Source organism: Gammaproteobacteria bacterium, assembly GCA_014075255.1.
Lineage (GTDB): Bacteria > Pseudomonadota > Gammaproteobacteria > UBA4575 > UBA4575 > JABDMD01.
Window position 1 is genome coordinate 1,937,468 of record CP046178.1, and the last position, 11,458, is coordinate 1,948,925.

The 11,458-nt window shown below is 37.7% G+C and carries 11 protein-coding genes; all 11 read left to right on the forward strand.

Annotated features, from left to right (window positions below; genetic code table 11):
- Positions 1 to 39: 39 nt before the first annotated feature.
- The 11 genes from GKR92_09880 to GKR92_09930 all read left to right on the forward strand — a co-directional run bounded on the left by GKR92_09880 (position 40) and on the right by GKR92_09930 (position 11,451).
- Positions 40 to 825 carry a hypothetical protein gene (locus GKR92_09880; protein ID QMU61984.1) on the forward strand — a complete coding sequence of 262 codons (786 nt, stop codon included), beginning with the start codon at positions 40 to 42 and terminating at the stop codon, positions 823 to 825.
- Positions 826 to 835: 10 nt separating this feature from the next.
- Entirely contained in the window at positions 836 to 2,035 is a 1,200-nt protein-coding gene (locus GKR92_09885) for a hypothetical protein (GenBank protein QMU61985.1), read from the forward strand.
- A gap of 95 nt (positions 2,036 to 2,130) precedes the next feature.
- Entirely contained in the window at positions 2,131 to 3,660 is a 1,530-nt protein-coding gene (locus tag GKR92_09890) for a hypothetical protein (protein QMU61986.1), read from the forward strand.
- Positions 3,661 to 3,692: 32 nt separating this feature from the next.
- Positions 3,693 to 4,853: a PEGA domain-containing protein gene (locus GKR92_09895; protein QMU61987.1), complete on the forward strand. Its 1,161-nt coding sequence runs from the start codon at positions 3,693 to 3,695 to the stop codon at positions 4,851 to 4,853.
- 71 nt (positions 4,854 to 4,924) lie between these two features.
- Positions 4,925 to 6,121: an SUMF1/EgtB/PvdO family nonheme iron enzyme gene (locus GKR92_09900; GenBank protein QMU61988.1), complete on the forward strand. Its 1,197-nt coding sequence runs from the start codon at positions 4,925 to 4,927 to the stop codon at positions 6,119 to 6,121.
- Between the two features lie 63 nt (positions 6,122 to 6,184).
- Complete coding sequence (locus GKR92_09905) at positions 6,185 to 6,352, forward strand: hypothetical protein (GenBank protein QMU61989.1); 168 nt, start codon at positions 6,185 to 6,187, stop codon at positions 6,350 to 6,352.
- A gap of 31 nt (positions 6,353 to 6,383) precedes the next feature.
- Positions 6,384 to 7,181, forward strand: coding sequence for a MotA/TolQ/ExbB proton channel family protein (locus tag GKR92_09910; GenBank protein QMU61990.1), 798 nt, complete (start codon positions 6,384 to 6,386; stop codon positions 7,179 to 7,181).
- An 11-nt stretch (positions 7,182 to 7,192) separates the two neighbouring features.
- Positions 7,193 to 8,548: a hypothetical protein gene (locus GKR92_09915; protein ID QMU61991.1), complete on the forward strand. Its 1,356-nt coding sequence runs from the start codon at positions 7,193 to 7,195 to the stop codon at positions 8,546 to 8,548.
- The gene (locus GKR92_09920; protein QMU61992.1) at positions 8,538 to 9,626 is read left to right on the forward strand and encodes a VWA domain-containing protein; all 1,089 of its coding nucleotides are present in this window, start codon (positions 8,538 to 8,540) and stop codon (positions 9,624 to 9,626) included. Before GKR92_09915 ends, GKR92_09920 begins: the two co-directional genes overlap by 11 nt.
- A 24-nt stretch (positions 9,627 to 9,650) precedes the next feature.
- Positions 9,651 to 10,655: a VWA domain-containing protein gene (locus tag GKR92_09925; GenBank protein ID QMU61993.1), complete on the forward strand. Its 1,005-nt coding sequence runs from the start codon at positions 9,651 to 9,653 to the stop codon at positions 10,653 to 10,655.
- A gap of 214 nt (positions 10,656 to 10,869) precedes the next feature.
- Positions 10,870 to 11,451, forward strand: coding sequence for a hypothetical protein (locus tag GKR92_09930; protein ID QMU61994.1), 582 nt, complete (start codon positions 10,870 to 10,872; stop codon positions 11,449 to 11,451).
- Positions 11,452 to 11,458: the final 7 nt, after the last annotated feature.

The window sequence follows — 11,458 nt, forward strand, 5'->3', positions numbered from 1 at the left end:
CATGATTATTCAGGGGCTTAGCGTAATGCGCGTGTCGATATGAAGACAGCAACTTATCTATTATTGGTATTTGTGCTTTGCACTTTTGTAGGTGCATGCAGTAGCACTTCATCGTCGAATAGTAAGCCATCTATCCCGACACCAAGTTCAGAATCTGAATCCAGTGCCTCTTCTTCAGAAGAAGAATCCAAATCAGAATCTGCTAGTAAAGAGAAAGATTCATCCAGCGAACAGAAGCAAGCTGACAAAAACGGCGAAGCCTCTGAACAAGATGCAGCTAAGAAAGAATCTGAGGAGCCCCAAGCTGGAGAAGCACAAACTGACGAAGAAAAAGTAGCTATGTTAGATAAACAGCTTGATAAAGAATTAAGCGAATACGATAAACAACTGCATGGAGAGCTTGAAAAGGCAGAAGAACAAAAACAAACTCGTGCCAAAGAACGTGAAGCGTTAGAAGCAGCAGAAAATGGTATTGATGCAGAAGATGAATTTGAAGAAAGCGGCGAGGACAGCGAGGTTACCGAGCAAGGTGGTTCTGAAGATGAACAGATAGCCAATGCAGGTTCACAACAATCAACAGAGGGTAGTGAAACAGAGGGCAAAAAAGAATCTAACAATAGTAACAATGGCCAAGGCAATAAAGGCACTGCACCAAAAAATATTCCTAGTGGCTCGGACGATGATGTAGTGGCTAGACAATTGCGTGAAGCAGCAGAGAAAGAACAAGATCCTGAATTACGTGAAAAACTTTGGGAAGAATATCGAAAATACAAAAAACAACAAACCAGCGCTAGCGCACCTCCACCGAATGCTTCTAGTCAATAACAAAACGATCATGACAATATATAAAAATAATAATATTTATTCACTCTTATTAACTTTATTTATAATTCTTGTTAGCAGTAGCTGCTCTACTACGGGCGTTAAAGTTACTGAAGCAGAAGAAATTGAGACTGAAACAACACAGCTACAAGAGAGCAATTTGCTTGATGTAGGAATTTTACTATTTGAAAAAGGTGAAATTACAGACAAGCAAAAAAAGGAAGAAGGGGCACACGAAGATATACGACAAGCCGAATCACGTTATATGGCTTACCATTTAAAAGAAACAATGCAACGCTCAAATGGCTGGGGCGCCATCCGTGTGTTGCCAGAAAAATCGTATATTGCAGATATTGTAGTAACTGGGATCATCTTAACGTCAAACGGCGAAGAGATGATGATAAAAATAAATGTTATAGATAGCACAGGACAAGCGTGGTTTGAAAAGTCCTATAAAACCTATGCAGATGACGAATCGTATCTCCTTACAAAGCCAGGTAAAGATGTTTATCAGTATGTGTATAATCGTATTGCAAATGATGTGCGAAAACATCGTAAAAAATTAACCGATGAAGACCTGACCGCGATTCGTAACACCTCTGAGATTCGCTATGCTGCAGGCCTATCACCAGATCCTTTTGCAAATTACATTGCTTCTGGACCTAATGGGCAAAGCACCATTACTCGCTTGCCAGCAAATGATGACCCTATGTTAGATCGCGTACGTAAAGTGCGTGATCGAGAATTTTTATTTATAGACACCATAAACGAGCATTATTCTAATTTTTATGGAGAAATGTGGGAACCATATGAAAACTGGCGCAAATATTACCTGATTGAAGCTGAACAACGACGTGCAGTTGAACGACGTGCCAACCAGACAAGATTGATGGGTGCGTTATTTATCTTACAAAATATACTTAATGGTGGCGCTATCCCTGGTGCTGTATCAGCTATATTAGTACACAAAACCGTTAAAAATATTAGTGAGGAAGCTGAAATACATAATGAAGCCATACGTGAGCTAGGTGACTCTCTACAAGCAGAAGTAAGTCCATTGGTTGTTGAAATTGAAGGGCGTACAGTAGAACTAACCGGCTCTATAGAAGAGCAATATCAAAAATGGCGTGAGCTACTACACGAAATTTATATTAACGAGACTGGATTTGCCTTTGATGGCAATGCTGTAGACACAAATAGCGCACAGCTATAATACTGCGACACTTAAGTCCACCTTCGCATAGCATGATATTGTTTCATGGATGCCAATCGCTTAAAAACAACATTTATTAGAGCTATAGAAGCGCAATGCATGACAAAGATGCAACTCCAATTGAAGCCATTGATTTTGAAACTCTGCAAGAGTCTGCAGAGAAAAACAAGGAATCAACTCCAGGCTTAAGCAAAAAATCTATTCTATGGTTTGTTTTTGTTTCACTATTACTTTGCGCATTAATTGTTTTCTTTTTCTTGCCTAAGTATGTTGCTGAAAATCGCAATAAAATTACGCCGGAAAATCAGACACAAGTTGAAACACTCTCTTTAGAAGAACCCTCGCAAGCTGTTGAAGAAGAGCCAGAACCACTTATATCCTTATCTCCTGAAGAGAGTAGCGCTTTTAAACAACAGGCTGAAGAACTGTTACTAGAAATTATAGGGAAACAAAAATTTTTAGAAAATAAAGCCGTTAAAAAATGGGCTAACGAGGAATTTAAAATTGCACTAGAGCAAGGTTCCAGAGGTGATGAACACTTTCGTAAACAGGCATACCAACAATCAATTGCAGCTTATGAAGATGCAGCAGCGATATTGATGGACTTAGAAAGGCAGGTAGAACCTACACTTACAGAACATTTAGCAAAAGGTGGGCTAGCTTTAACACAAGCTGAAAAAGATACTGCAATTATCCATTTTGAATTAGCGAAATCAATTGATACAAGTAATACTCAAGCAATAAATGGTTTAAGACGTGCTGAAACTATTAAAGAATTGTATGCCTTGCTTGTGCAAGGTGGAAAATATGAAGCCGCAAATCGATTTGTCGATGCCAAAACTATATACCAGCAAGCAACCGATTTAGATCCTCTTTCACCTGAAGCAAAAACTGCATTAGATAGAGTTTCAAATAGACTGGCACAAAATGAATTTAACCGACTCATCAACCAGGGCTATACATTACTAAAAAAACACCAGTATAGTGATGCACGTACCGCGTTCACAACTGCACAAAAACTAGCGCCAAATTCAGAAAAACCTAAACAAGGCATCGTTGCCATTGAACAAGCAATACGTAATGAAAGACTTTCAGCTTTAGCGGCTGAAGCCCAACATTTTGAAAATATTCAAGATTGGAGCAATGCCATAGAAAGCTACCAGCAAATGCTTACGCTTTCATCAAACTTGCCATCTGCACTTCAAGGATTAGAACGAAGTCGCCAACGCGAAACGATACTTGCAAGACTTGATGAGCACATCAATAATAAATTACGCCTGGGTTCTGACCAAATAGCTAATAAAGCTAAACGATTATTAGAAGAAATCTCATCGATCAATAATCCTGGAAGCAAAATTGAACAAAGTGCTGCGACACTTAGTGAATTGATTAAGCTCGCCGATCAACCTGTTTCGATTACGTTACAATCTGATAATCAAACTGACATTGTTATTTTTAAGGTTGGTAAATATGGAAAATTTAATCAGCGTAGTATTGAGCTTAAAACCGGAAAATACACCATAGTGGGATCCCGTGCTGGTTTTCGAGATGTAAGAAAAGTGCTTACCGTAAGTTCGGACATGTCTAGTAAAATAATATCCGTACAGTGTGACGAACCAATTTGATTTTACAAACTAATTTAAAAATATAAACAACAGTGATAGAGCAAGTTTGCATAAGTGATCGCAAAGGCCCAAGGTTTTATACCCATGTCGACTTTCCTTTGTCCATTGGCTCACACCCAAATGCAGATATAGAAATCAAAAGTGGGCAAGCAGATTACAAAGTCACTCAGGAAGCAGCATTTCTAATAATCATTGTTAACCGTACTTACATAGATACTGAAAATTCCAAATTTAAAATTCTGTTAAATAATGAAGTAGTTAGTGGTCAAAAAGAAATACAACATGATGATATATTAGAAATAGAAGATACTACATTTCACTGTGAGCTTATTGGAAACACCCTTTCTATTTCTTTATATGAAGATGACTCTCACTTAGTTTCAAGAAACGAAGCGATCGCGTCTGATGGCGAACTTATCGAACCCATTATTCCATCTGAGCCTGGTACACAAATAAAACCCAGTAGGCGCTTTACCCGTATGTTTTCTTTTATCGGCTTATTACTATTTGGTTTATTAGCAATTGTACTTGGATATATTTTTACAGCTAAAAGTTTATTAATTGAGATTGAACCGACGCCAGACCGTGTTGCATTACATGGGAACATTTGGCCTATCAAAGTACAAGACCGTTATTTAGTACAGCCTGGTACTTACTCTTTACAAATTGAAAAATCGGGCTACCGCGCATTGAAGTCTGAGATTGAAGTTAGTAAACATCAATCACAAACCCTGTCATTTACCTTAGAAAAGAAACCTGGTTATCTAAATATTTCTAGCCCAAATACTGAGCAAGTAGAAGTCATAATTAATGGTGAAATATACGGCAATACTCCTATTGAAGGTTTAGAACTTGAAGCAGGAACCTATACTTTAGAAGCGAATGCAAAACGCTACCAACCTTATACGACTCAACTTGTAATTGAAGGTAAAGAAGTTCAACAACAATTGAATATCAAGTTGCTACCTGATTGGGTAAATGTAGTAATCGACTCCATACCTGTTGGCGCAGAAATTTGGTTAAACGGCGAGAGCAGGGGCTTAACGCCACAAACATTAGAACTCAATTCAGGACAGTATAGTCTCGACTTACGTCATCAGAACTATATGCCCTATATAAAAGATTTTTTGTTGATGCCAGTCAACCGTTTGATCTTCCAATTGCAGAACTATTTACAAGCCCAAGTCACTTAGTTATCACAAGCACGCCAACAAAAGCTACTGTTTCTATAGCGGGGCAACAGCAAGGGGTTACTCCTTTTACCGTGCGCTTGAATCCTAATACGGAACACAGCATTTCTCTTTCAAAACCTGGATTTAGATCAAACCAACAAACCGTTACACTAAAACCCGGAGAACAACAAAATATAACAGCAACACTAGAGGCTATCTTGGGTACAGTTATATTAAACGTTGAACCCACCGATTCAGAAGTTTTCATCAATGGAAAGTTTGTTGGTAACGGCAATGTAAAATTATCTCTACCTAGTGCAAGTCAACGACTAGAAATTAGAAAGTCAGGTTATGAAGTATATGAAAAAATGATATCGCCAAAACCTAATGCGCCACAAATTTATGATATCAGCTTATCTCGCATCACTAGCACTGCTAATGTAAGCAAACCTAATACCTTTCGCACTTCAGAAGGACATGAGTTGAAGTTAATTTTTGGCGGGAAATTTTCTATGGGATCATCACGCCGTGAACAAGGACGGCGATCAAATGAAGCATTGCATTCTGTTGAGTTAGTCAGACCATTTTATGTAAGCGTATACGAAATCACAAATCAACAATTCTTAGCATTTAAAAATACCCATAACTCAGGTTCCTATAAAGGCCATAGCTTATCTACTGCTGATCTACCCGTTACAAACATATCGTGGGAAGATGCGGCTATGTACTGTAATTGGCTAAGTGAAAAAGATGGCCTTACTAAAGTTTATCGTGAAGAAAATGGCGCCTTGGTAGCAAAAAATCCCCTTCCAACTGGTTACCGTCTACTTACTGAAAGCGAATGGGAATGGGCAGCTCGCATACAAAGCAGCACTAGTATGAATCGTTATGAATGGGGTGTTAACTTCCCACCTACTCAGGTAACTGGTAATTACGCAGACCAATCTGCAGTAGATTTATTAGACCCTGTTATCTCTGATTACAATGATGGTTATATTACGACATCGCCAGTAGGTAGTTTTAAAGCCAATTATTTCGGTATTTATGACATGGGTGGCAATGTAGCTGAATGGTGTCATGACTATCATAGTTTCTACCCTAGCTTAAGTGATGAAGTATTTACTGATCCTACAGGCCCTGTTTTGGGACAAGCGATAGACAATAAACATGTGATACGTGGCGCATCTTGGATGCGAGGAGACTTAAGCAGTACGCGCCTTAGTTATCGTGATCGAGATAATAGCAAACGTATTGATGTTGGCTTTCGTATAGCTAAATACTTAGACTAAGTCATTATGAATATACGCAATCTATTTGTTATATTAATAATGCTATGTTTTTCATTTGCGATTATGGCGGCTGAAGAAAATGAAAAAAAAGATGTGGCTTCGAAAGAACAAAAAACAAAACACCCAAAAGTGAGTGTCAGCAAACGTAAGCAAGTAAAAACCTTAGAAGAATTTATCCCATCCGAAGAAGTTTCAGCTGATAAACCAGTTGCCTTCCCAAATGATATTTAAACTAGTTAAATTTAATTTTTAGTTGTAAACAATGAAAAAACATTTCCCATTTGAATTCGTATATCAGGTATTTAGTCTATTAGTCATCATTATCGTGGTTCATGCAGCTTATGTTGCGATCATTCGCCCCAATGCAGAAGCAGAACTAGAACAACAAGCTACACAACTGAAAGTTGATACTGATTATGTTCCAAAACGATCAATATTTGTTTTAGTGCGTGACTATGAACAGGAGGCCTGTTTCATATTAATGTTTTGGTCCTTATTCATAATGGCATTCAAAGGTTCTAGTTTATTTCGTGAACGTAGTTTATTAGACATAGACATCCTACATGCTAAAGATGGGATAAAATTTTTACCTCAGGATAGTCGCGAACTGGCTAGACAGATTCAAATTCTACCTGAAGAAGAGCAAACATACTTATTGCCAAGAGCTTTAACAATTGCCTTACATCGTTTTAGCTCAACTGAAAATATTCAAGATGTATCTTCAGCCGCAATCAATGTGTGCGAGTCTGAATCAGAGCGTTTGGATTCTGAACTATCAATTATCCGTTATATCACTTGGGCAATTCCATCGATTGGCTTTTTAGGCACAGTGAGAGGCATTGGCGATGCTTTAGGTCAAGCACATAAAGCAGTGGAGGGTGACATCTCTGGGGTGACGGAAAGTCTAGGCGTTGCTTTTAACTCAACATTGATTGCTTTATGCATCAGTATAGTATTGATGTTTATCGTGCACCAATTACAGCTCCTGCAGGAACGCTTTATTTTAGATACACAAAATTACTGCAACAATAATCTAATTCGCCACTTGCAAGTCACCTAAGGTGTATTGCCATGCCACTTGTAATTATCGAATTTTATGACAGTGGTGTGCGAATTAGTGATGGCAAAAATACTCTTGCCAATAGTGTTAGTTGTGCACTAATTGAAGCAGACAAAACCATTCTTGTAGGCGAACAGGCCGCACAACAAGCACATCTTCGACCACGTGAAAGTAGCACACTTTTTTGGAGCCAACTTTCGGAAAATAGCGACACTAAACGTGTTATCAGTAATGCTGAAATAGCATTGCGTCATCTCGAGCAACTATGGAATTTAGCAAATCGTACTGATCAAAATGCAATTTTAATCACGCCAGTAAACCTTGAAAAGCATGATTTAGGCTTGTTGCTTGGTATTTGTAAAAAATTATCTATAAACGTTACAGGAATTGTGTGCAATGCAACTCTTGCAATGCAACAACCTGTAGAAGATTGCAAAGCAGTATTTTTAGATTTGTTACAAAAGCAATTAGCAGTAACAGAGATCACACAGGATGAAGCTGGGCTCACTCTCAAGCAGCCTAGCCATATACTTAACTATGGTTTACATAATTTAATTGGAAATAGTGCAAACCATATTGCCAAGAAATTTATAGCAGAAACACGCTTTGACCCATTGTATTCTGCAAATGATGAACAACAATTTTTTGACAAATTGCCACTGTGGTTAGCTGACTTAAGTGAAAGAAACTCTATTGAATGCAGATTAAATACCGGTGGTAAAATATTTTCTATACAAATACAAAATGAAACTCTTCAACTAGCGAATAGAAAACAGTTTGATGAAATAGCTGCTCACTTAAATGTGCTTTTTCACAACCACAACAATATTGCTATATTTTGTTCGTCAACTTGCCGGCAAGTATTCGGCTTGAAAGAATTTTTATCCAGCCTGCCAGGTTGTGCAATAGCTCAACTAGATGAAGCCAGTCTTACTGAGCACGCATTTCGTTGTAGCGATGAAATCATATCTAGAGATCAGGTTCATTATGTGAACTCCTTAAAGTGGTGTGCTAATTCTTCAAGTACCAAATTGAGTTTTAATTCGGGGAAATTATCAAATCTTGCCAGTATTCCGACTCATGTCTTAATTAAAGGTCATGCTTATTCGCTGCAAACAACTATATTCATTGCCAGTAGCGATGTCACAGCTGAACCAAGAATAATGCTAGAAGAAAATCACAACAGTATTTGTAAAATCGTCGCTAATAATTTAAGCGTTGAAATACATATTATAGGTGATCAGTCTGTTACCCTAAACCAACATAAAATCGAAATAAAATCTTCAGCGAATATAGACGATGTATTGACCATTAAAAATTTCGCAATAAGCTGCTTGTTTATAAAAGTACTGGATAATGAAACGTAAATCAGTCAACGTTTTTAGTCTAGCTTTTTTAGATGTAATGTTTTGCGGATTTGGAGCAGTAATTTTATTTTTTATGATAATAAATGCAAATACCTATGATCGAAGAGAAAAAATTAATTACCGGGTGACAGGAGAGGCAACTAAGCTTGATATCGAAGTTCTAGAGGCGCAAAAATATTTAGTTGAACTCAAAAACTCACTGCAGACAGTAAATGATGAATTAGTACAAACTCAAGGACTAGCACATGAAGTAGTTGAAAATATTAAACAAAACAGGACTCAGCTGGCAAGATTAGATGAAGACACACTTGCAAAACTAAAAAATATAGAAGCTCTTAAAGCAGACTTGAAATCAATAGAAGAAGAAAATCTGCGTTTAGAAGGGGGGGCGGAAAAACAACTAGAAGGAGACCGTTTAAAACAGTTCGCAGGACAAGGCCAACGACAATACCTTACGGGCTTAAAAATGGGCGGCGAAAGAATCCTAATACTAGTAGATAGCTCAGCTAGCATGTTGGCCGATAGAATTATCAATGTTCTGCGCTTTCGTAATCTACCACCAAAAGAAAGAGTGCGTGCAGCGAAATGGCAACAAGTACTTTATACCGTAGACTGGATTACTACACGTATTCCCACCTCAAGCAATTTTCAACTCTATAGCTTTAATGAGACCGCTAACCCCACTTATGAAATTGTGGGAAATCAGTGGTTAGATGGTAGTAATGGAAAACATTTAAATACAGCCGTACAAAATTTATTTAACACCGCACCAGAAAAAGGCACAAATCTTTATACTGCTTTTGAGCGCATTAATAATTTATCCCCACCACCTGATAATATTTATTTACTAACAGATGGGTTGCCTACAAAAGGTGCTTCAACAAGTTTTGGCAATACTGTGAGTGCGAAACAACGCAAAAAGCATTATCGCAAAGCATTAGAGCAATTGCCTGGTGGTGTACCCGTAAATATTATTTTATTTCATATGGAAGGAGATCCAGAAGCCTCTAGTGAATACTGGAAATTAGCACAACGTACCAATGGTGCATTTTTTAGTCCTTCTAAAGATTGGCCGTAATCTAATTTAATATTAATTACTAAAGTGAAACACCGCAGAAATATAGAAGTATTTAGTTTGTCGTTTTTAGACTGCGTATGTTGTGGTTTTGGTGCACTGATATTATTACTAGTACTCTCGAAAACAGCTGAACCGGTCATCTTTGAAGAATATACTGAAAATCTAGAAAGCGTTGTATCAAAATTGCAAGAGGAATTATTTGTTATAAGAGGCGAGGCGCATATATTAAATCGAGAATTAGTTAGCAAGAAACAACAAGTGTCTAAAGATCTAGAAAAGATAGCACTTCTTCAGGGTGACTTATCTTCTATCCTAGGAAAGTTTTCAGCTTCAAAAGATAGTTCATCGGTACAAAACAAAATTGAACAACAATTGGCGTCCGCTAAACAAGATTTAAGTGAAGAGATGCGCCGTCTTCAAGAGCAAGAGCGAATTCCTAGTACACTAGATGATACGGTTGGCGGAATACCTGTCGATAGCGAGTATATAATTTTTATAATCGATACATCAGGAAGTATGTTCAACCATGGCTGGGGTTCTGTTGTTCAAAAATTATCAGAAGTATTAGATATTTATCCTAAGGTAAAAGGTATACAGGTAATGAATGATATGGGTGAATATATGTTTACTCAATACACAGGAAAGTGGATTCCTGACACTCCTGCTCGTAGAAATGCAATTATAAAACGCTTAAGTAAATGGCAAGCATTTAGCAACAGTAGTCCGGTTGAAGGCATTACAGCAGCAATCAATACTTTTTACTCAAAAAATAAAAAAATCAGTTTATACGTATTTGGAGATGAATTTACCGGACCTTCTATACAATCTGTATTGCGTGAAGTAAGTAGATTAAACCCTAAAAACAAAAAAGGTAACCGTCGTGTGCGCATTCATGCGGTGGGTTTTCCAATTCAATTTAGTCGGCCCGATAGCGAACAAGGGACAGGGATACGTTTTGCCACCTTAATGCGTGTTTTATGTGAACAAAATGGTGGCACCTTCGTTGGCCTAAACTCGCATTTTCGCTGACATCTATACTGATATTGTCCGCTTGATGGGCTGATTCATACCCATTACCTAGCACTAAATGATGTGTTATCGCATACTGTGGTTAACTGTCTGAATCAAATAAACTTTTAACCATAATATTAACTACACCACAAAATTATTCATGCCACACTTTGTCGTGAAAAAACCACCGTTTATTGCTTCGACATAGGCCTACTTCTAAAAGGAGCTCAAAATGTCACTCTATAATTTACATGAAATATCCAAGTCGTATTTTTTGAAAGGTTTAATTAAGTACACCGTTATTTTAATTACATGCAGCATTATTTTAAGCATTAGCGCATGTGGTGGAGATAAAGATGAGGCACCAACAGAAACTGCTGAGAATGAAACCACTGAAACGGTAACACCAGAAAGTACTAAAGCCACTTCAAACGATATCTCCTCAGAGGTTCAAAGTAACCGAGAGAAATGGATGGCTCATGAAATTAGCAACTACGAAATTGAAATGCAGAAAATCTGCTACTGCGTTCCTGAAGTAGTTCGAATGATGGTGTTTGAAGTTGGTGATAACAAAGTTGAGACCGTACGCTACGCGGATACTGGAGATGATGTCGATCCGCAGCATTACGGTGACTTTAACACTATTGAAGGCATGTTCTTATTTGTTGAGCAAGCATTAGAAAAAAATCCAGCGGATTTAATCATTGCTTACGATGAAGAATATGGCTACATAAAAGAATTGAGTGTCGATTTTAAAGAAAATATTGCAGACGATGAGATTTCAATCATTGCCTCTAATATGAGGCCCAGGTAAAACTGGT